This is a genomic window from Akkermansia sp. (genome assembly GCF_020860705.1).
GTDB lineage: Bacteria > Verrucomicrobiota > Verrucomicrobiia > Verrucomicrobiales > Akkermansiaceae > Akkermansia.
The window spans coordinates 1-21,631 of the sequence record NZ_JAJBTT010000024.1 but is presented as its reverse complement, the minus strand read 5'-3'; the positions used below and the strand labels follow the sequence as shown (position 1 = coordinate 21,631).

Below are 21,631 nucleotides of genomic sequence, written 5' to 3'. Positions count from 1 at the left end.
CATCCTCTTTCCCCATGCAGGAACTGAAAGATACCCAGTCCGAGACGGATACGCGTAATATTTCCATTGACCGGGTGGGCGTCAAGGGGCTGCGCTTCCCCATCCAGATTCAGGACAAACTCAACCGCATCCAGTCCACCGTGGCAACGGTTTCCCTGGCGGTGGACCTGCCGGAGGAATTCAAGGGCACGCACATGAGCCGTTTTGTGGAGGCCCTGCACCAGCATGGCCCCCTGCTGGATGTGCACACGGCGCTGGCCATTCCCCGGGAACTGCTGCGCCGCCTGTCCGCGCGCCGCTCCCATGTGGAAATGGAGTTCCCGTTCTTCCGCGCCAAGAACGCTCCCGTGACCGGAATTGAAGGACTGATGGACTACGTCGTCCGGTTTGAGATGGAGGCGGAAGCGGATAACAGGCTGGCGGATTTCAAGCTGACCGTGGTCGTCCCCGTGACGACGCTCTGTCCCTGTTCCAAGGCCATGAGCGCGTATGGAGCGCATAACCAGCGCGGGCTGGTAAGCTATTCCGTGCGCTTCGCCTCCAAGCCCGTTTGGATTGAAGACCTGATTGACCTGGTGGAATCCTGCGCCAGCTGTTCCCTGTACAGTGTGCTTAAAAGGCCGGATGAAAAATGGGTGACGGAAAAGGCTTATGAAAACCCCGTTTTTGTGGAAGACCTGGTGCGCAACGTGGCGCTGAGAACGCAGAGCCATTCCGCCTTCAGCTGGTACCGGGTGGAGGCGGAAAACTTTGAATCCATCCACAACCACCAGGCATACGCCGTCATTGAGCGCGACCTGCGCTCCTGAATTGTTTTCCCGTACCGGACTCATGAACGACAACTGGTGGGCCATTGCATCTCTCATCCTGTCCCTGGCTTTTACGGGGCTGGGATGGCGGCTGCTGGCTTCCGGGCGCCGTTTTTTGTATGCCCATCTCTGGATGGTGTGCCTGCTGGCGCTCCAGACGGGGGCTCTTTGCGTGAAGGCGTACCAGACGGGAATGTGCCCCATCCGCGGCGGTTCGGAGGTGCTCTTTTTCCTCTCCTGGACCATCAACCTCTTTTATCTCCTGCTGGGGCGTGCCTACCGCATGTCCATCCTGGGCATCTTCACCGCCCCGGCCATAGCCGTGCTGACGGCTCTTTCCCTGTTGGTCGGCCTGTCCGGCGCAGACGTCCAGGGCGCGCATGACTTCTGGGTGACGGCGCACGTGGGAGTAGCCATGATGTCCTACGGGGCCGGCGCGCTGGCTGCCGCTGCGGGCGTGGCGTTCTTCATGCAGAATGATTGTCTTAAAAGGCGCCAGATTCCCGGCACCTGCCGTCTTCTGCCCCCCATCCGCACGCTGGAAGCCAGCATGAAGCGCCTGGTCCTGGTAGCGTTCCTCCTGCTTCTGGCCGGGGAATGGCTCGGCTGGCAGCGGCATCTCCCCATCAACGGGGCCAAGACCGCCATCGTCATCCTGCTGACGCTGGCTTACGCCGTTCTGCTGTGGTTCAGCTACCGCCGCGGCATGCCGGGGAAAGTTCTGGCCTACTGCTGCGTGGCCCTGTTTCTTGCATCCATGAGCATTTTCCTGGTAAGCTGATGAGAATGGTTTGTTTAGGCTTGAATCACCGGACCGCTCCCGTGGAAATACGTGAGCGGTTTGCCGTGCCGTCCCACAGGCTCCAGGAGGAGGGCCGGTGCATCCGCTCCCTGCCGGACGTGGAGCAGTGCGTGGTGCTTTCCACCTGCAACCGGATGGAAATCTACTACTGGTCCGACCGGCCGGAAAACGCGCAGGAACACATCCTGTCCCATTTCCTGGGGGCGGGGCGCGGGAATGTGGACATGGCCTCCCACTTTTACAGCCATCTGGGGGCGGCCGCCCTGGAACACCTCTGCCGCGTCCTGAGCGGGCTGGACTCCATGGTGCTGGGTGAAACGGAAATCTTCGGGCAGGTGAAAACGGCCTACCAGATGGCGCTGGATGCCGGAGTGACCGCGGCCTGCGCCAACAAGACCTTCCAGAAAGCCTTCGCCATCGGCAAGAGGGTGCGGACGGACAGCCAGATTCACGCCGGGGCCACGTCCGTGGGGTCCGTGGCCGTGGAGCTGGCGGAACAAATCTTCGGCGACCTTTCCGGCACCCGCGTCCTTATTCTGGGAGCGGGGGATATGAGCCGCGTCACGGGCCGCGCCCTGCACGCGCGCGGGGCGGAAGGCATCTATGTGGCCAACCGCTCCTTTGACCGGGCGGTGGAACTGGCGGGCATGATCGGCGGGCAGGCCATCCGGTACGACGTGTGGGGCGACTACCTCAAGGATATTGACGTCGTCGTGGCCGCCACCGCCGCGCCCCACTGCATCATTACCCGGGAGACGCTGCTGCCGCTGCGCGCCTCCCGCAAATACCGCTCCCTCTTCCTGATTGACATTTCCGTACCGCGCAACATTTCTCCGGACGTGGCGGATATTGACGAGGTGTATCTCTACGATATTGATACCCTTACCCAGCTGGCGGATGAAGCCAAGCGCAACCGGGAGCAGGAGGTCTCCCGCTGCGAGGCCATCATCCAGGACAACATTTCCAGGCACTTTCCGGACTCCGCTCTTTATGACCAGTAAAAATACCCTCATCATCGGCACCCGCGGGAGCGCGCTGGCTCTGGCCCAGGCGGACATGGTCCGGGCCGCCCTGGCCCTCCGTTATCCGGAACTGGAGGTGCGCCGTGAAATCATCCATACCACCGGAGACCGCCGTACGGACGTGCCGCTGGCAGACGTAGCCCGCGTTTCCGGCGTGGTGGACAAGGGAATTTTCATCAAGGAACTGGAATCCGCCCTGCAGGAAGGCCGCATTGACGTGGCGGTGCACAGCCTCAAGGACGTACCGAGTGAACTGGCTCCCGGCTTCACGCTGGCAGCCGTTCTTCCCCGCGCCTCCGTGGAGGACGTGCTTATTACGAAAGAGCCAGACTGGAACGGCACCGGAACTCTGGCGACGGGAAGCGTGCGCCGCCGTCTCATGGCGCGTACATACTGGGGGGCCGGCCTCCGGTTTGAGGACCTCCGGGGCAACGTGCCCACGCGTCTGGCGAAGCTGGTGGAGCATCCCGGCTGGGACGCCGTGATTCTGGCGAAGGCCGGTCTGGAGCGCCTGGGGCTGTATGCCGCGGAAACAGTGGTGGAGGGAAGAAAACTTTACATGCGCCCCCTTCCGGTGGAAGCCTTCATTCCCGCCGTGGGGCAGGGCATTGTAGGCATGGAGTGCCGCAGTTCCGACAGGGAGACGGCGGATATCCTGGAAGGCATCAATGATCCGGCCTCCCGTGCCTGCGCCCTGGCGGAGCGCACCTTCCTGGTTCTTCTGGGAGCCAGCTGTTCCACGCCCGTGGGCGTGCATGCCTGCCTGGAAGGGAACGAACTGGTGCTGAGAGCCTCCTACTACGCGCCCGGACGGGAAGAGCCTTTTTCCACCGTCGTCCGCGGGAACGGGAAAGATCCCGCAGCGCTGGGCCGCTTGGCTTTTGAAAGGCTGGGGGCAGAGTGAGGAAGTTTCCCCATTCCCGGACTTCACGCGACTCCTGTATAAAAAAAGGTTCCGGAGTTTATCCGGAACCTGAATTAGGCAGAAAGCGCAAGGGAGATTAGCGTTTTTCCTTGTGACTTTCCTTAGAGCTGGAGCTATGCTTTTCACTCATAAACTGCCCTGTTGAAGCATCGCGTTTAACGCGCTGCCCGGTCTTGTTCGTGGTGGTTTCAGAGCGTCCCTTGGAACTGCCCTTATGATTTCCACCCGTGTGGGAACTACTTGCCATGTTATATTCACCTCCTTTCCATTTTCTTCACTTGTGCATGAACGAGAGAAGAAACCTTTCCATCTCATAGGTCCCCGTATACAGCGTTTGGGAGTGCCGGCCGTGCCCTGTGCAAAAACAGGCTCCGCATCAGGAAGACGTCTTGCGGAGAAGATATTCCTTTAGCGCAGCGGCTTCATTGTGTTCCGTGTTTCTGGCGGAATACAGCAGCGTGAGTTTTCCCTGGCGGGAGAGCTGGAGCAGGTGGGAAACGGCTTCTGTGTTCTTATCCAGCTCTTCAAAATATCTCTGTCGGAAAGTGTCCCATTTGGTTTCGTCATGGGCAAACCACTGGCGCAGCCTGGTGGAAGGCGCCACATTTTTGACCCATTCATCCCAGGAGGCCTTTTCCTTGGAAATGCCCCTCGGCCAAAGGCGGTCCACCAGCACGCGGTATCCGTCTTCGGCGTCTTGCGCATCGTAAATGCGTTTGATGGCTATCTTCATGTTAAAAAATAGTTTTATTAAGGAAATAGAGACTTCTATGCATGCATCTGTTGAGCTGGTGCAGGTCATGCGGCCCCACTGTGGCATGCGCTGCGGGGCGGCGGCGGGAAAGAAAAAGGGGGGTAAAACGGAAAGGCGGCCCCGGCCGGAAAGCACAGCAGACGGCGGGAAAATGCAGGAGGCGGGCATGCCGGATGCTCCGGATGTCCGGGACCATGCGCCGCATCATGTACTGCACCTGTCAGGGCAGCGGTACAGGAAGCGTTGTTCTCGGTAAAAGCGCTGTTGCTCAGGTTGATGGAGGCCTTGTGGGCGGCCCTCGCCGTACCTCCCGCAACCATGAGGTGGAGTCTGGCCGCAGGGAACGTCATGGCCGTTTAAATCACGCTCCCGGGCGGTCAGCGTGGAGCCTGCCGCTCTCTCAAGAACCTCTCCGAAGACTCCTTCCGCTGCCGTCTCTCCGGGAACCCTTTTCCATGGCAGGAAAAAGAATGTCCGTACAAGGCCTGCCTGGGGTTTTTCCCGCAGGCAATGGTTCTCCGGAGAATAGGAATACCGCCTTAAAACGGTGTTGACCCGGCCCGGAATTCTACTGCTGCCAGGAGGGGTCGGGAACTGCTCCGCGGGATTGCAAGGTCAGGATGAGCATCTTGAGCTCGTTGAGGCGCTGGTGGTGTTCTTTTCTGACGGCAGGATCCAGGGCTCTGTAAAACAGCCATTGGTTGGTTTGGGCGGACATCAATTGCTGTGCTGTCAGGGCCATGGAAAGAGCCTGTCCCGGGGAATGGGCGGCGACCGCCACGCTCCAGGAATACAGCATGTTGTTATAAATGGTGGTCCAGGCGAACATGTGGTCGTCAAACCTGCCGGAATTCACATAGGGGCGCAGCACCCGCTCCGCCTCCGTATAGCGTCCCTGGCTGATATAAAGGAGTCCTTTGGCCGCCACCATGCCGTGGTTGCCGGGACTGAGAAGTTCCGCCGCTTCCTCCTGCCGTTCCAGTTCCCTGAGCCGGGCCTGATCCGGAGCCGGGGAACTGCCCACGGCATGAAGGATATTGCGCCGTACCAGATCCGGGTCCAGACTGGCGGAAGCGGCTTCTTCCAGCATGGGAAGCCGTCCGCCGGAGGAGGGTGGAGTGGCGTGCAGGGAGGCCTTCCAGACTGGGAAAGCCAGCACGGCGTAACAGACGGCCAGGGCCGCCAGCAGGAAGGCTGCGGAGGCCTGGGCCCAGCGTCCGGCGCGGCGTGAAGCTTTTACTTTGGCGATGGAGGCGGTGCAGGTGATGCCGCAGCACAGGGCGCTGGCTCCTATTAATGCCGGATTGTGCCAGATAAACTCCCCGTAGGCATGGAAGGCGGCGATGCACAGCACGCAGAAGGCCGCCGGGCCCAGGGGATTGTCCCGCTGGCGCTCTCCCGCCAGCCTGAGCACGCTGCGGAAGCCTGCAACGAGGAACAGGGACAGCAGGACCAGCATCAGCGCCAGGCCGATATAGCCGTAGTCGCAGGCGGCCTGGGCGTATTCATGGTGCGCAAAATTGGGCAGGTTGGAGCCGGTGAAAAATTCCGTGGAAAGATTGGTGAACATCCGGCTGCCGTGGCCGAACAGAGGCGCCTGGTCCGCCAGGGCCCACGCCAGCCGGGACAGGTCCAGGCGGTTGCCGAAGGAGAACGTATCCAGCACGGAACTCAGCTTTCCAGCCCCATTGGCCAGGTTCAGCACGACGTATGCCGCTCCGAAAAAAAGAAGAAGAATGAACAGGATGGCCGCCGCATAGAATTTTTTATTATTGCGGAAAACGCTGGAGGTATAAATGAAAAAGCAGAGGGTGACGCCAGTCAGGGCGTTCGGGAAGGCGGATCGGGAGCTGCAGGTGAAGGAAACGAGGATGAGCGCCAGCCCCGTGAACAGGCTGAGACCCCATTTTCTGGAAGAAGCCATGCTGTAGGCGCAAAGGAAAAATCCCGTAATGGAAAGAAAATGGGCGGAAAAGTTCTTGTACCCGAACAGGCCGATGTTGTGCAGCTCCGTTCCAAACAGGGAATAATCCGGCCTGAACCAGGAGGCTTCCGTTCCCGTCATGTTCTGATACCCCCACAGCAGGGCGTTCAGCAGCCCGAGGGCCGCCGCCAGCAGGGGAAGAACGCTTTTTTTCCCGTTCCCCGCTCCTGCATACGCCCCTGCCATGAACATGACCATGGCCGTGACGATGAGGCCCAGTTCCGCCACGCTCTCATAATAAAACCAGGGTGAGAACCAGGCCCTGAGGAAGAAATAGCCGCCTCCCAGCCCGAGCGCCAGCCATCCCGCCAGGCCGGGGCTGGGGATCTTGTCTCCCCGGATGACGCAGAAGCAGAAGAGCAGGAGGGAGGCTGCCAAAAGACAGGAAGGAAGGAAAAGGGTGTGCCATTCTCCCCCCGCTGCCGTGGTAGCCAGGGAAATGTAAAAAAGGGCCAGCAGCGCCATCAGCGTCTTTCCGGCGACGGTTTCAGCAATGCGGGGCGCGGAAGGCTTGCTGGCGGTGGGGTCTGGCATGGCTGGAATAGGCTGGATGGGAGAAAGACCGCCACAGTATAGACGCAGGAAACTCCCTTGCCAAGAGCAAGCTTCCGTGCAGGATGGGATAGGCGGGGAGGTTCTGGCCTTAAAACCGGGTGGGTTTGAAGGAATGAAAGGATGACATGCACTACCCCGTTTTTAAAAAGAAGACGCTCCTTCCGGTCTTCCGTTCCAGGTTGGGAGAACAGGGGGAGACCCCGGAGAAACGGACAGGGCGGGGCGGTGATAAGGCAAAGGAGCCAGCCTCTTGCTTTTCCGGTCCGTCAGGCCTGGATGCCGAATTTGCGCTTGATCTCCGGAATGGAATAATTGACCAGGGTGGGTTTGCCGCCCGGCGTGCAGTAGGGCACCTCGCATGCCAGCAGTTCTTTCAGGATGGCCGGGGCGCGGTGCGGGGAGATATGTTCCTTCCAGGCTGATTTTCTGGCAATTTCTCCGATGAAGGTTTCATAAGCCATGCGTTTGGCGTTCCGGCTGAATTCGGACTGGGTGAGACGGTCCACCAGTTCCAGCAGGAAGGAGCGGGCATTGTCCAGCTCCAGCAGGGCGGGCAGGGATTCTATCCTGATGGTGTTCTGCCCGAAGGGGGTGACCGTCATGCCGGCCTGGTCAAAGTGGGGGGCAAACTGCTGGATAACGGCAAAATCCCGGGGATCAAGGTCCAGCATCACCGGGTCCAGCAGTTGCTGGGACGGCATGGGGGCTTCCCGGTGCGCGCGCAGCCGTTCAAAGATGATGCGCTCCCGGGCTGCCCTGGGATGCATCAGCACCAGGCCTTCCGGCGTTTCAAACAGGGCGAATTGCTGGCGGAGGGTCCCCATGTAGGTGAACCCGGCGGACGCGTCCTTCTCCGGGGCTGCCTTTCCGCAGGCACTCCGTGGGGAGCCGCCTTCCGGCGCTTTGTCCTGAAAATCCAGCCGTCCCTGGGTGGCGGGAACCTGCTTCAGGGGAATGGGGCGGAGGGTAGCGGCAGGAGGAAGAGCGGGGGAAGGAGCGGAAGCAGTACGCGCTTTTTCCGGAAAAGCGGGAAGGGGATTGTTCGCCCGGGAAGGCGTTTTCCCGCGGGGCGCGGGAGAGGGCGGCTCCGGAAGGCGTTCATCCGGTTCCGGGGCGGTGGCGGGAGCGTGAATCTCCTGCCGGGCGTGTTTCTGGAGGGTGTTGGCGATCGCCTCCACAATGGTGTTCACCACGTCCGCGGAACGGCGGAACCTCACTTCCTTCTTGGCGGGGTGCACGTTCACGTCCACCAGTGCAGGCTCCACCTCCATGTAGAGGAACAGCGCCGGATGCAGCCCGGTGGGGAAGCCGCCGTACCCGTCCCGGATGGCCCGGTTGATGAGCTGGTCGTCCACGGGCCGGGTGTTCATGAAAACGTACTGCCCCTTTCTGGTCCGCCTGGCCTCGGAAAGCGGGAGCAGGAAGCCCGTGACGGAAATACCGGGGCCGATGGTCGTTTCTATCGGAATCAGGGCTGCCGCCGTGGCCGCGTCCGTCAGGGCGGAAATGCGAACGCGCAGGTCCGCCGTGGCCGGCAGGTCAAAAATGAGCTGGTCATCCCGCTTGTAGATAAAGCGCACCTGCGGGTAGGCCAGGGCGTGCAGGCGTATCTGGTGCTCCACATGGGAGGCCTCCGTCTCTGCGGATTTCAGGAACTTGCGGCGCGCCGGGGTGTTGTAAAACAGGTCGGAGACTTCAATGGCGGTGCCGGGGGAAACGCCGGAACTTCCCGGTTCGTGCTCCAGGCCGCCGTCAATGCGTATTTCCCAGCCTTCCAGCGCCTGCTGCCGCCTGGTGCAGAGCTTGAAGCGGGAGACGCTGGCAATGCTGGGGATGGCCTCTCCCCGGAAGCCCAGGTGCGTGATTTCAAAAAGGTCCTCCAGGGAGGAAAGCTTGCTGGTGGCATGCCTCTTGACGCACAGCTGCGCGTCTTCCCGGGACATGCCGCAGCCGTCGTCCGTCACCTTGATCAGCCCCACGCCCCCGCGGCGTATCTCCACCCGCACGGATTTGGCGCCCGCGTCCAGGCTGTTTTCCACCAGCTCCTTCACGACGGAGGCAGGGCGTTCCACCACTTCGCCCGCCGCCACCTGGCTGGCAAGAGTGGGAGACATGACGTGGATGGAGGGCATGGCGGTAACGGAGGGGGAAAGGAAATGCCGGAAAGCGGGAAATTAACCGCCCGCGACGATGGAAACGATTTCCACCCGGTCGCCGGGAGAGACCGTTACCCGGGAAAAATCCTGCGGCAGGAGGGCGGAGCCGTTGTGTTCCACCACGACGGGCTGGCCGTTCATGTTCAAGAGTTTCAGAAGCCGGGAAACGGAACAGGGTTCCGCCAGTCCATACGGGGCTCCGTTCAGCATGATGTCGTTCTGGGCTGCCATGGCGGGGATCATGATACCACAAGGGGAGAAAGAATCCAGAAACATACCTTGGGGATGGCGTAAAAAGATCCCGGTTCAAGGCGGAGGAGGCAAAAAAGAAAAACTGGCATCGCGTACGGGACTCGAACCCGTGTTGCCCGCGTGAAAGGCGGGAGTCCTAGACCGCTAGACGAACGCGACTTGAACCGGTTTTTGCAACATCTTGGAGGCGGGAGCGGGAATCGAACCCGCGAATAACGATTTTGCAGACCGTCGCCTTACCACTTGGCTACCCCGCCGCTGATGTTGTGCGCGGATACTAGGGGAAAGAACCGCGGGTGTCAATCTCGTTTTTGGAAAAGATGCGCTGTTTCTGCGGAAGGCTGTTAGGGAATCCGGTCACGTTCCGGATGGGTACGGCATTGCTTTGATTGCGTCTTCCCGGGAGACGGCAGCCTTGATGGGCAAGCTTCTGATCTTCTGATTTTCCGCGTATTGAATGACAAGGCGGACGCGATCATATTTTTCCGGGAAGGTACAGGTAAAGGGGTGGAATTCTATCGAGCCTGAACGACATCGCGCCATCTCTGTTTCCACAGGAATCCTGCGCCCCTGACGGTCAAGGAATACCATACTTACATAGGGGAAGCTTACAGGATAAGTGAGCCCGAAGTTCCATGCATTGGTTTCCGGCTCCGGACTCACTCGTATGTCCAGATACGGGCATTTTTCCAGATTGGCTACATCCGTTTCTTCCTCAAGGAAGGAGGTGATGTAGAGGGGGATGGAATACTCAGCATTCGGACGGAGATCAATTTCCGTTTCCGGAAGGGAGGCCAGCTGGGCGCATTTCACCGGCACTTTTCCCTTGATCTGAATTCTTCCGTCTTGGGGAAAGGGCCTGTCCTTGATCAGAAGGCCCAGGCAGAACATGCCTTTTCCTGTTTCCGGTTCATAGGAATGGAAGGAAATACTTACGGACATGTCTTTCGGAGAAATTCCGTCTCTATTTCTGATATCCAGCCCCGTTATATTTACATCTGTGGAAAGTACTGCGAGGGGAGAAGTGTAATGGCCGGTGAAAAGGAAATAATGGAATCGGGGAAAGAAATCGGTTATTTGAAGCTTGATGGCCTTTTTGCAGAATGTTTCATGCTGCTCCCCCCTGGAAAGGGCCGGGGTAAGCAGGAGGAGAAGCGCCGCAAGAATCTTCATGGATGGCGGATGAATGAAAAGAAGCGCCTTGCGTGCAAAGCCGGCACTGGAAAGACGGTTCATGGCCGTTTCAGCGGTTGGACAGCAATTGTTTCATCTCCGGAAGTCGGAAGTGAAGCGGGGGGAGTTCTTCTTCAAAAGCGGCTGATTTTTCTTTCCTCAGTGCTTCCGCCCGTTCTTCCAGTTTCCGGGCGGAAGCGAGGATTTTGCGTATTTCCTGGCGTCCGCGTCCTATGTGGGAGACGGCCCGGGACGGGTCCGGCGTCAATTCAGGCCCTCCCTTGAGGTATTTTTCAAAGTATTGCTGGTAATGTTCCGCCAGCTCCCTTCCCCTGGCGAAAAGCTTGCGGTCTTCTTCCACATACGCGACGACAGCAGGGTCCACATCCTTCGTGCTGAGGTCCGCCAGTTCTTCATCCCGTTCCCGCAGCAGGTCCGCCGCCTGTTTGCTGCTTTCCGCCAGACCCGGAAGAGTGGGGTTCTTTTTCAGCTTCAGGAGCCGTTCCACCAGGGCGTCGCTTTTTTCGGAGTATTCCGCATTGATGTCCGCCGCCTTTTTCCAGTAGGAGACGGTGGGATCACCGCAGGAGGCCATCAGAAAAGCCGCCAGTACGGGGAGCGCGCGGCGTAGCAGGGCAACGGTAGTCATGCTTCCTTTGTAGCACCTCCGGGAGGGGAAGCAAGGATGTTTTACGAATTTCCGGCTGCCGGGGATGAATGAAAAAATGTTGAACGTCAGTTAGTTCCATTTCTGGAACGCTTTTTCTCCGCAGGGGAAGGCATTTCCACTACGCCGCTGCTGGCTCCGGGAGTCAGCAGGATTTCCACCTCCAGGGGGAGGGTGGTATCCGCCAGCAGTCCTTCCGGGATGGAGATGCCGATGGGCGCGGAGCTTTTGCCGGGCAGCACTTCCTGAGGTGAAATGATGTCCAGAATGAGGCGGCCGTGCTGGAGAATGTTGATTTTACTGATGGAGAAGGCGTCTTTCATCCCGGTATTGTGCAGCGTGACGCCTTTGAGCTGGGACGGAGCGAACGGCCCCGGAATGGTGAACCGCAGGATGGTGGATTTTCCGGCGGCAATCGGCAGGGGAAGCCAGTATGCCGTAATGTCCGCGTTGGGATTCAGGCTGTCCGTGAGATAGGCGGTCCCGTTGAGGCGTTCCATCATCAGGCTGGAAAGCTCCGGGGAGGCGGGCACGCCCCAGCCCTGGGAGTACATCAGGGAGAGCAGGTACAGGGCTTCCTGGTCCCGGTACTGGACCGCCATTCTCAGGAACCGCGCGGCCTGGGCGTAATCCCGGGAAGCCAGTGGGGGCTGCTGGGGCAGCCGGGGGAAATAGGAGGGGATGTCCATGAGCAGGATGCCCAGCGCCTTCATGGCTTCATAGCATCCTCCGGAGGCGGAACGGTAGAGCCATTCCACCCCTTCTTCCGGCCTGGGGCCTCCCGGGCAGTCCGCAGACATGAGGGTTTTCCCCAGTACCTGCTGGGCAATCGGATAACCCGCTTTAGCCAGTTGTTCCAGAGCCGCCAGCATGTCCGGCGTGATGCCTATGCGGCTGAGGATGTTTCCATGCCCCGGAACGGGTGCGGTGACTGCCTTCACCAGTTTTTTGTAGGCCGGGTCATGCATGATGGCCGGTTCCGGTCCGGCAGGGGCTGTGATGAAGCGGATTTTGGGGAAGATTTCTTCCGTGCGTTTCGTATCGCTTTTGAAACAGGCCATTTGCATGGGCACGGCCTTGTGGGCGGCGTTTTCAAAGGTGTAGGTGTAATTGCGGTCCGTGGACAGCTCCGGAAGGGCCGGGAAGAAGAATGTGGTGATGGACTGCCCCGGCGCCGTGAAGGAAGGAACGGCGTTGATGGAACGGTCCACGAGGGCTCCGTTGGAGTCCCTGATGGTCAGGTGCAGTTCCTCCCCACCGGAGGCAGGCGGCGTGATCTGAAGGTAAATGCAGGAGATGCGCAGTTTTTCCGGCAGGGGGGAGGGAAGGCCGGAGCGGGTTAGAATCGTATCGTCAAGGCGCAGGTGGAAATCCGGCAGCGTCCGCGGTTCCAGCGCCGCGTCTTCCGTCATTTTCAGTTCCGGGATGCGGATGTCCGCCAGATCCCGGATGGGGCCTGCCGTTTCCCTGCCGTTTCCAGTGGGGGAAGGCTGCTGGATGGCGTCCTTGATGGTATTGATAGTGGTGCCCATGGGGGCTTTTTTCACGTAGTCCAGCAGGTAGAAGGCCCCTGCGCCCAGCAGGAGGGTGACGGCGCTCCCTACCATCAGAAACATCATGTGGCGGTTGCGGCGGAGGGTGCGCGCGGACAGCCTGCGCGAGGAGGTATGGAGGTCGTGCGGATGGGCGGTGGCCTTCCTGTTTCCGGAATTTTTCTCGGCGCAGGGGCGCGGCATTCCTTCCGGATGAATGTGGCCGATGTCCGCCGGGGAAATCTGGATGGTGGCGGAGGATTCCTCTCCGGAGATGGCGCAGATGTCGCGGATCCATTCCCGGGCGTTCTGGTAGCGGCAATTGATCTGGGGGGCAAGCGCCTTGTCCAGGGACAGCAGGAACTGCCGTGAGTAGTAGCGGGTGAGCACGGGATCACTGTGCAGCGGCGGCATGCCGTCCTCCGCCAGGCGCACTTCCGCCCGTTCCGGCGGATGGCCCGTGAGCAGGGCGTAAAAGGTGGCTCCCACGGAGTAAAGGTCGCTCCAGGGACCGATGTTCGTTTTCCCCAGCGCCTGTTCCGGGGAGGAATATCCCTGGGTGGTCAGGACAGTGGCGGCGTGCAGCTTCAGGGCATGGCGCGCTGCGCCGAAGTCGATCAGCACGGGCGTGCCTTCCTCCGTCAGCAGGATGTTGCCGGGCTTGATGTCCCGGTGGTAGATATGTCTGGAATGGAGGTAGTCCAGAATCCGGAGCAGCCGCGTCAGCAGGCCCTTCAGCTCGTCTTCCGTATAGCGGTGGCCGGTACTGTGAAGCTTTTCCCCCAGGTAATCCAGGGAAAGCCCCGTGATGTTCTCCATGGCGAAGTAGGCGGTGCCGTTGGCTTCAAAGACGGACAGGATCCTGACGATGCCTGGGTGGTTGAGTTCCGCCAGCGTCTGGGCCTCGCTCAGGAAGCTTTTCAGAGCCCAGGTGTAGTTTTCCAGGTCGTGTTCGTTGTTGGGCCGGATATGGCCGGTCAGCGGATCCCGGTAGGAGCAGCTGGAGGGAAAGTTTTCCTTGATGACCACATTGCGGTTCAGGAACAGGTCCTTGGCCAGATAAGTGATGCCGAAGCCACCGCTGCCCAGAACCCGGACAATTTCATACTGTTCCAGGCGCGTGCCGGGCGCCAGCTCCCGCTGGTAAACGAAGAAGGCCCCTTTTTCTTCCGCATGCGGCAGAGGGGGGCGGCCGGGCAGAATCTGTTCCAGGCCTGTCGACGGTGCGGGAGGCGGCACTTGCCCGCTCGTCCGGGGCTGGTCATCGGTCTGGCCTTCTTTTGCTGGCATGAGGGAAAATTCCTGAAGCGGAGCTGGTGGCATTCTTATATGCCGGGTGCTGCAAGTCAAGGTGAATGCCTGTTTTCCTTCGCGTCCGTTCCGGGAAGTGTTGATCCTATTTTGGACAAAAAAGCGGAGTACAAGGAGAGAAAAACCTCCCTGCCATGGCCAGCGGCACGAAAGATGCCGTTGGAAGCGGCCGGTTAGACCGGCCGGGAAAACCAGGCAAAAAGGGAGGCGGAAAAACGGGGCAACACTCGGAGAAGGTTGCCGGAAGAAGGAGGGGGCAAGCCGTGGAGGAAGGAGAAAAGATGGACGTGGAAGTGAAGCGTGCCAGGAATGAGGAAGGCGGCTTCATGGGAAAAGGGCCGGGATCAAGACAGCCGCATTTTAAAGCCCTGTCTATTCTTCACGTTCTCTCCCTGGGACTGAAGGCTCCCGTTGTTGCCGTTTTCCAGGTGCGGCTCTCCTTTTCCCTGTGACGGGGGCGGGAATCAGGACTTGTGGCGCCTGATGAATTCCCGTGCGGCTTTCAGGTAGGCGTCCGCCGCCGTGCCGGAAGGATCGTGTTCAAAGATGGTGTGGCCGAAGCTGGGCGCTTCCCCCAGCCGGATGGAGCGGGGGATGACAGTCTTGTACAGCATCTGGGGCAGGTGCTGCTCCACCTGGTCAATGACCTGGCGGGAAAGATTGGTGCGGCCGTCATACATGGTCATGAGCACGCCTTCATGCCTGATGCGCGGGTTGGCTCCGCTGGCGCAGATCTGGGCCGTCACGTGCAGGATTTTAGCCAGCCCTTCCAGCCCGAACCATTCGCATTGAAGAGGCGTCAGCACTTCGTCACAGGCGGCCAGGGCGGAGGTCATCAGGACGCCCAGGGAAGGCGGCGTGTCCATGATGCAGTAGTCATACGCTTCCGACTCCCGCAGGGGGGCGAGCGTTTCCCGGAGCCGGGTCAGGTGGTTGCCGGACCGGGCCAGTTCTATTTCCACGCCGGCCAGGTCCATGGTGGAGGGGATGATGTCCAGCCGTTTTCTGCCGGAAGGCAGGATGCACTCTTCCGCCGGAAGCTGGCCGAGTAGGGCCGGATACAGGCTGGTCATGTCTTTCCCTTCCATGCCCAGTCCGCTGGTGGCATTGGCCTGGGGGTCCAGGTCAATGACAAGGATTTTCTTCTTCAGCTGGGCCAGGGCGGCGGCCAGGTTGATGGCCGTGGTGGTTTTTCCCACTCCCCCCTTCTGGTTGGCGATGGCGATGATTTTCATTCGGGAAAAGGGTGCGGGGAAAAGGTAGCATAACGGAGGACCCTTTCAACCATTTTCCTGGAGGAAGAAGGCAGCCCGGACGCCCCGGCGGTTATTCCCCGTTCGGGAGTAGCCCGTTGCAGAGTGCGAGGGAACAGGAGAAAGCCGTTGTTCCGGAGGTCGCAGGCCTGCGGTGTCAGGGAGCCTTGGGGATGGCGGGGCGGTCGGAGGAGAGGACGAGGCGGAAGCCCAGCGCGTCATCCCGCGTGCTTTCCGGCAGGGGGGTGCGGATGGAGGTGGTGAGCTGCTTGGGGCGGAAGGACAGGTAACTGCCGCCGCGGGCCACGCCGTAGTTGCGGATGGGAAGGGAATCCGGCCCCCCATAGGAATCGTCCACCCATTCCATGACGTTCCCTTCCAGGTCGTACAAGCCCAGGTGGTTGGGCGGAAAGGTCTTGACAGGGGCCGTATAGGGCTGTTCGTCCTCATACCCCACAATGACGCGGGAGGAAGGCAGGTAAATCAGGGCGGACTGGTCCGCGAAGTTGCCCGTTTTATCCGGCGGCGGCCAGGAGAACCCCCAGGGAAATACTTCCCGGGAATTTTCATGGGGCAGCGTCTTTTCATAAGGGGAGTCCCCCTTTTCATCCGTCAGGCGCACCCATGAACTCCATTCCTCGTCCTTGGGCAGCCGGTAGGAGTCGTGCTGGTCAATCAGGCCCTGGCTCCGTTCCTTGTTGGTGAGCCACTTGGCAAAGGCGCGCGCATCCTGCCTGCTGACATTGACCACCGGGTGGTTTTCCTCCTGGGGGAAGCCTGGCCTGGCCGGGGCTTTCCTCCCCGTGGCTTTCAGGAACTGCTGGAAATCCTTGACGCGCACTTCATGGGCCATCACCAGGGTGTTGCCGCCCACGGGCGCCAGATCCATGCCCAGGCTGTTGGTCCAGGGCGAGCCGAAGATCACGGATTTGTCCGGCTCCAGCTGGAGGGAAAGGTATAAATCCTGCGGGTCCAGCCCCCTGCGCCGCATGGTGGCGTGTCCCGGCAGTTTGATTTCAATTACGTAGGGCACCTGGTTGACGTATTCTTCAATGGGGGTGCGGCCGATCAGCCTGTTATTGAAAAACACGCTGGCTCCGGGGGGATTGGTGATGACGGTGATGGGAACCTGGAACACGCGGGTGACGTTCAGGACGTACGCGCTGTGACCATCCGTGCGTCCGGACGTTTGCGGCAGGGGATCCGCGTTGATGGAGAATTCCTTGCCCAGCAGTCCCTCCCGTTCGCATTTCTTGTTCAGCCACGCCAGGTAGGCGGTGATGCCGTCCTGCGTGAGCAGGGCCGCATCCTTCTCCGGGTGGCCCGGTTCCATCTGTTCCCGCTTCATCTGGTAGTTCCCCTGCTGGCGGTCTTCCTTCAGGAATTTGTTAAACAGGGCCGCGGTGAGGGGGCCTTGCGCCACATGGCGCGTTTCCGCGGGCATGTAGGTAACGCCTTCCGTATCCTTCCACGGCTGGCTGTCCGTGGGTGGATGGTATTCTTTCAGCATACCGCCCAGCGCCAGCGTGGAGCCGCCTTTCACGGTTCCCGCCTCTTCCTTGTCCGCAAAGCCTGATTTTTTAATGGTGTAGGCCACGGAAGCGCCGGAGGGCAGTTCAATGGGACCGTAGGGCGTTTCATCCAGGTAATTGCCGTCCGCATCGTAGACGGAAGCTCCCGCCGGGGAACTGGTCACCAGCACGTAACCGGTCCGGGATTCTTCTTCCGGCGCGGAGGCGCGGGATTCTGCGTGGACGTCCGCCGCTGGTTCCTCCGGGGGATGCTGGCTGTTGTTGAGCCACAGGGCCCCCCAGTAGGCGGTCAGGGCGCCGGCGACGGCAGCGGCCAGCAGTTGGAGGGTGCGCCGGAGCTGGCGGCGCTTCTTTTTCTTTTGGATGCGGAAACGGGAGGGCACTTCATAGCCCCGGAGGGCGTCAATCTTTTCCGCCAGCTCTTCCGCGGAATCTATGGTGCACTCCTCCACGCGGGGTTCCGCCGCCTGGCAGATGATGGTGTTGAACGCCTGCCACTTCTTGCGCACGGTGCCTTCCGGGAGCTCGTCCGGGAGCTCGGGAAAATCCATGCGGTCCTTGCCCGTGCTGATCTCATACAGCACCTTGGCCAGCGCGTACACGTCCGCCCGCCGGGTGCCGGGGCCGTCCGGGGGAATGAACCCCTCCGTCCCCACGAAGCTGCGCTGGTCCAGATGGGCCACCAGGCCGATGTCCGCCAGCTTGGGGCGGCCGTTGACGAAAATGACGTTCGCCGGCTTGATGTCCCGGTGCGTCAGGTTCTTGCTGTGCAGGTACAGCAGGGCGTGGGCCAGCTGGCTGCCTACCTCCAGGCAGTAATCCAGCGGCAGGGGCTTGTTGCCGGAAAACTTCTTGTCCGTCTGAAGCGTGCGCGGAATATACTCGTCCGGCGTGATGTGAACGCCGGTGCGGGCATCGTCGCCCAGCTCCATGACGTAATAGTAAAAGGGGGAATCCTGGTCATGGCGGCCTACGTGCAGGATGTGGACCAGCCCCGGATGGTTGCGGGCGATGGGTTCATATTGCAGGATGCCCTCAAACTCCCGGTTGAACGTGCGTTCATCTTCAAAGTCCTCCCTCCAGACGATTTTAACGGCGCGCCACGCCCCGGTCAGGGACCTGGCCAGCCAGACCTCCCCGTAAGCGCCGCTGCCTATCTGGCGCACGACCTCATGGTCCGGAATGGAAGGAGTGGGACGCACCACCCGCTTGACGGGCAGCGTCGGCAGATGGCCGCCGGGCATGGGTGATGCGTCCGAAGTCATGGAAGGTGCGGGAATCAGGAAATAACTCCCAGGTTCTTGCCTACCTTGCAGAAAGCCTCAATCGCCTTGTCCAGCTGTTCACGGGTGTGGGCGGCGGAGATCTGCGTGCGGATGCGGGCCTGGCCCTTGGGAACGACGGGATAGAAGAAGCCGACGGCGTACACGCCTTCATCCAGCAGCTGGGCGGAGAAATCCTGGGACAGCTTGGCGTCTCCCAGCATAACCGGGGAAATGGGGTGGTCCTTGCCGCCGATGGTGAAGCCGGCGCCGGTCATGGCGTCACGGAAGTACTTGGTATTGGCTTCCACGCGGTCGCGGGCTTCCGTGGACTGTTCCAGCAGGTCCAGCACCTTGATGGAGGCGGCCACGATGGCGGGGGCCACGCTGTTGGAGAACAGGTACGGGCGTGCCTTCTGGCGCAGGACGTCCACGACTTCCTTCGGGCCGGAAACGTAGCCGCCGGAAGCGCCGCCCAGGGCCTTGCCCAGGGTGCCCGTAGTGATGTCTATGTTGCCGAACAGGCCGCGGTATTCATGCGTGCCGCGGCCGCGGCTGCCCAGGAAGCCTGTGGCGTGGCAGTCGTCAAAGTGGACGATGGCGTTATACTTGGCGGCCAGTTCATGGATCTTGTCCAGCTGGGCGATGATGCCGTCCATGGAAAATACGCCGTCCGTGGAAATCAGCTTCACGCGTGCGCCGGCGGCGTCCGCTTCCTGGAGCTTGGCTTCCAGGTCCGCCATGTCGTTGTTGGCGTAGCGGTAGCGCTTGGCCTTGCAGAGGCGCACGCCGTCAATGATGGAGGCGTGGTTCAGGGAATCGGAAATGATAGCGTCGTCCGCGGTCAGAAGGCCTTCAAACAAGCCGCCGTTCGCGTCAAAGCAGGAGGGGAACAGAATCGTATCTTCCGTGCCGAGGAACTGGGAAAGGCGTTCCTCCAGCTGGCGGTGCAGGGTCTGGGTGCCGCAGATGAAACGCACGGAAGCCATGCCGAAGCCCCACTGGTCAATGGCTTTCTTGGCGGCTTCCATCACTTCCGGATTATTGGCGAGGCCCAGGTAATTATTGGCGCACATGTTGATGACGGAACGGCCGTCCTTCAGCGTCACCTGGGAATACTGCTGAGAAGCGATGAAGCGTTCTTCCTTGTACAGTCCTTCCGCGCGCAGTCCGTCCAGGGTGGAAGTGAGGATCTTTTTGAATTCGGGGGTATACATGTCGAATAATGGAATATGAATTGAAATAGCCAGCAAGTGAACGATCAAGGATCACACGATTGCTCCCGCAACCTATCATTATTGTGCCGTGAAGAAAAGCTTAAAGAACACAACTTGAGGGGTGGGAGCGGACGGCCCCGGGGAGGGGAGAATATCTTTTCATCCCGCTGTAAAAGGGATGAACAAGGACCGGAAGCGCGCCTTCCCTGAAAGAAAAACGGTAGGGCGGGAGAATCCCCGAGAGGCCGGAACGCAGGAGCAAACTTGAGAAAAGGGAAAGGACGGCCTCCGGATGAAGAAACATGCATTTGATACACAAAACGGGCGTCCTGACGCGCTTGAACAGTGAGGGCCGGTTCCTACCTCCGGCCATTGAACCATCATACCCGATCATGAACTTATCCCGTATTTCCTTATGGAGCCTGACCCTGGCAGGATGCTTTCCTGCCGTGCGCGCCGAATCCTGGAACCAGTTCCCGGAAAGCGGTCCCGAAACCACGCTGAACTCCCTGTGGGCGTCCGCCGCCTATGTGCAGACGCTGGTGGAAGCCTCCTCCGCACAGATAGACATTTCCCGTTTCCAGCAAAGGGGGGCTTCCAACCTGTGGGCGGGCGCCCTGGGCAGTTTTGGCGATGCCGGCGTCCGGAACAGCCAGCCTTCCTTTGACTACTCTGCAGCCGGGTATGCGCTGGGGTATGACTACGGCACCTATGGAGAAAAATCAGGCGCCCTTCTGGGGCTGTCGTTCGGACAGCTGTTCGGGCATCAGAACATCCAGGGGATGCCGGACTATCCGGACGGCCCCATTGAAGGAGACCGGTTCCGCCAGTTTGCGTGGATGGCCAACCTGTACGGCGCCTGTTTCCGGGAAACGGGGCCGCGGTCCAACCTCCTTCTTTCCGCAAACATCGCCTTCGGCAGCATGGAGAACAAATGCAATCACAGCGATGAATGGGGGAATGCCTCCAAGTGGGACTCGGAAACGTTCAATATAGGTCTTTCCGCCTCCTGGCGCTACCAGGTGACGAGCTCCTTCAGCGTTATTCCCTTTGCCGGAATAACGTATGTGCACGGCTCCAACAAGGTGAAAAAAGACGGCAGGGGTGGGTCCGGCGGTTCCTCCTGGTGGGAGGATTTCTGGTGGGACGATGACGACTGGGATGACGATGACGACAGCCGGCGCTGGGACAACCGGGGCACGTTTGACAACCTGTCCCTGGCGATGGGGGTAACGCTGGAACATGTCATCCGTTTTTCCGGAAACACCGTATGGATCAATGCCCTGTCCGGGAGCTACTGTCCGGACATCTGCCGGAACGATCCCCATTACACGTTCAGGGACGGCTGGTGGGAAGGGGATGAATACTATGAATCCCGGTACAAGGGGAAGGGCTATTCTCCCGGAAGGCAGTCTTTCAAGGTCAAACTGCTGTCCAGAATAGCCTTCAATGACAGGTGTTCCGTGTTCGCCTCCTATCAGGCGCATTTCCGGGAATCGTTCCTGGAGCACCAGGCGGCGCTGGGCCTTTCCATCTCCTTCTGAACCTTGAGGCCGCCAGGGACAGGCCGTGCGGAAAGCGTGCGGCTTGCCCCCGGATGGCTTAGCGGGAAGGGGTAGTCGCAGGAGAGTGGTTTTCCCCGCCGGAACAATCTCCGGTCTTCAGGAAAAACTCCAGCATCCGGTCCCCCTCAAACGTGAAAAACGCCTCAAACTGTTTTCCGTCAAGCATGGCGGGAAGCCAGTACCGGTCATCCTGCCACATCTGATGGTAGGGAATCCTGTCCACCGGGCACCAGAATGGCTCCGCCTCCGGCGTTTCCGAAGGAGTGCCCGTGAAGGAGGAAGCCATGAACACATGGCAGCGGATTTCCGGAATGGTGCCGCAGGCAAAGGAAAAATTCAGCACGCCCATCTCCCGGGCGTCCGTCACGTCAATTTGGAGTTCCTCCCGGACTTCCCTCAGGACGCATTGGAGAGCCGTCTCCCCCGGCTCAAACTTTCCTCCGGGGCCGTTCACCTTTCCCGCTCCGATCCCCCTCTTCTTGCGGATCAACAAAATCTGGCCGTCCTGCACCACAAACATCAAGGTGGCGAGGATGTCCGGGGTCCAGTCCTGCGGCCATTCAAATCCTGCACTGCTGTTCTGCATGGAGGGATTCTATAATATCGGAGAAAGTAATGAAGCATATATGCTCATGGCCCTGTTTTAAACGTGATATTTTCATGTAGTTAAGGAGGAAATGCGAAAAGATAAAATCCCTGTCAGTGGGCAATCCGGGAGACCGGAAAAAATCATTAAAGAATAGAGTAACATGGGGTAAAGAGGGAAGGGAGGAACCATCTTCCCGGCAATGGATCGGCATATTTCGGCTCTTCATCAAAATCGGTGGATGAGCCGTCAACAGAGCCGCAAGCCAAAGAAC

Annotated in this window: 17 protein-coding genes and 2 tRNA genes; 6 read left to right on the top strand and 13 right to left on the bottom strand. The window is 60.1% G+C overall.

Translation table 11 applies throughout. The features are described 5' to 3' along the window. The first annotated feature begins 14 nt into the window (after nt 1-14). The 4 genes from folE2 to hemC are packed head-to-tail and all read left to right on the top strand — an operon-like array spanning nt 15 to nt 3,537. Complete coding sequence (gene folE2, locus LIO64_RS04875) at nt 15-809, top strand: GTP cyclohydrolase FolE2 (protein WP_290548327.1); 795 nt, start codon at nt 15-17, stop codon at nt 807-809. Between the two features lie 22 nt (nt 810-831). Continuing rightward, nucleotides 832-1,590, top strand: a complete 759-nt coding sequence (gene ccsA, locus LIO64_RS04870; protein WP_290548326.1) for a cytochrome c biogenesis protein CcsA — start codon at nt 832-834, stop codon at nt 1,588-1,590. Nucleotides 1,591-1,610: 20 nt separating this feature from the next. Continuing rightward, a complete protein-coding gene (hemA, locus tag LIO64_RS04865) occupies nt 1,611-2,612 on the top strand; it encodes a glutamyl-tRNA reductase (protein ID WP_290548325.1) in 1,002 nt (333 codons plus the stop codon). After that, entirely contained in the window at nt 2,602-3,537 is a 936-nt protein-coding gene (gene hemC, locus LIO64_RS04860) for a hydroxymethylbilane synthase (protein WP_290548324.1), read from the top strand. Before hemA ends, hemC begins: the two co-directional genes overlap by 11 nt. Before the next feature lie 397 nt (nt 3,538-3,934). On the opposite strand, the gene LIO64_RS04855 is transcribed toward hemC, so the two are convergent. The 9 genes from LIO64_RS04855 to LIO64_RS04815 form a co-directional block, all read right to left on the bottom strand. Next, complete coding sequence (locus LIO64_RS04855) at nt 3,935-4,291, bottom strand: DUF488 domain-containing protein (RefSeq protein ID WP_290548323.1); 357 nt, start codon at nt 4,289-4,291, stop codon at nt 3,935-3,937. A gap of 589 nt (nt 4,292-4,880) precedes the next feature. Continuing rightward, on the bottom strand, nt 4,881-6,830 hold the full coding sequence (locus LIO64_RS04850; protein WP_290548322.1) for an O-antigen ligase family protein: 1,950 nt from the start codon (nt 6,828-6,830) through the stop codon (nt 4,881-4,883). Between the two features lie 287 nt (nt 6,831-7,117). After that, a complete protein-coding gene (mutL, locus tag LIO64_RS04845) occupies nt 7,118-8,983 on the bottom strand; it encodes a DNA mismatch repair endonuclease MutL (protein ID WP_290548321.1) in 1,866 nt (621 codons plus the stop codon). Between the two features lie 42 nt (nt 8,984-9,025). Then, entirely contained in the window at nt 9,026-9,238 is a 213-nt protein-coding gene (gene thiS, locus LIO64_RS04840) for a sulfur carrier protein ThiS (protein ID WP_290548320.1), read from the bottom strand. A 104-nt stretch (nt 9,239-9,342) separates the two neighbouring features. After that, nucleotides 9,343-9,418: transfer RNA gene (locus tag LIO64_RS04835), tRNA-Glu, on the bottom strand. A gap of 23 nt (nt 9,419-9,441) precedes the next feature. Next, nucleotides 9,442-9,516: transfer RNA gene (locus LIO64_RS04830), tRNA-Cys, on the bottom strand. A 100-nt stretch (nt 9,517-9,616) separates the two neighbouring features. Then, on the bottom strand, nt 9,617-10,201 hold the full coding sequence (locus tag LIO64_RS04825) for a hypothetical protein (RefSeq protein ID WP_290548319.1): 585 nt from the start codon (nt 10,199-10,201) through the stop codon (nt 9,617-9,619). Nucleotides 10,202-10,502: 301 nt separating this feature from the next. Then, on the bottom strand, nt 10,503-11,081 hold the full coding sequence (locus LIO64_RS04820; protein WP_290548318.1) for a hypothetical protein: 579 nt from the start codon (nt 11,079-11,081) through the stop codon (nt 10,503-10,505). Between the two features lie 86 nt (nt 11,082-11,167). Beyond that, a complete protein-coding gene (locus LIO64_RS04815) occupies nt 11,168-13,921 on the bottom strand; it encodes a protein kinase (RefSeq protein ID WP_290548317.1) in 2,754 nt (917 codons plus the stop codon). 284 nt (nt 13,922-14,205) lie between these two features. Here LIO64_RS04815 and LIO64_RS04810 point away from each other — a divergent pair, with 284 nt between their 5' ends. Beyond that, a complete protein-coding gene (locus tag LIO64_RS04810) occupies nt 14,206-14,394 on the top strand; it encodes a hypothetical protein (RefSeq protein WP_290548316.1) in 189 nt (62 codons plus the stop codon). Between the two features lie 12 nt (nt 14,395-14,406). Here the strand turns inward: LIO64_RS04810 and LIO64_RS04805 are convergent, their stop codons facing one another. The 3 genes from LIO64_RS04805 to kbl all read right to left on the bottom strand — a co-directional run bounded on the left by LIO64_RS04805 (nt 14,407) and on the right by kbl (nt 19,206). Beyond that, entirely contained in the window at nt 14,407-15,177 is a 771-nt protein-coding gene (locus tag LIO64_RS04805; RefSeq protein WP_290548315.1) for a ParA family protein, read from the bottom strand. Nucleotides 15,178-15,352: 175 nt separating this feature from the next. After that, entirely contained in the window at nt 15,353-17,992 is a 2,640-nt protein-coding gene (locus LIO64_RS04800) for an SUMF1/EgtB/PvdO family nonheme iron enzyme (protein ID WP_290548314.1), read from the bottom strand. A gap of 14 nt (nt 17,993-18,006) precedes the next feature. Further along, nucleotides 18,007-19,206 carry a glycine C-acetyltransferase gene (kbl, locus tag LIO64_RS04795; RefSeq protein ID WP_290548313.1) on the bottom strand — a complete coding sequence of 400 codons (1,200 nt, stop codon included), beginning with the start codon at nt 19,204-19,206 and terminating at the stop codon, nt 18,007-18,009. 392 nt (nt 19,207-19,598) lie between these two features. Here kbl and LIO64_RS04790 point away from each other — a divergent pair, with 392 nt between their 5' ends. Further along, nucleotides 19,599-20,750, top strand: a complete 1,152-nt coding sequence (locus LIO64_RS04790) for an autotransporter outer membrane beta-barrel domain-containing protein (RefSeq protein WP_290548312.1) — start codon at nt 19,599-19,601, stop codon at nt 20,748-20,750. Nucleotides 20,751-20,808: 58 nt separating this feature from the next. Here LIO64_RS04790 and LIO64_RS04785 read toward each other — a convergent pair whose 3' ends face one another. Further along, on the bottom strand, nt 20,809-21,357 hold the full coding sequence (locus LIO64_RS04785; RefSeq protein ID WP_290548311.1) for an 8-oxo-dGTP diphosphatase: 549 nt from the start codon (nt 21,355-21,357) through the stop codon (nt 20,809-20,811). Nucleotides 21,358-21,631 lie beyond the last annotated feature (274 nt).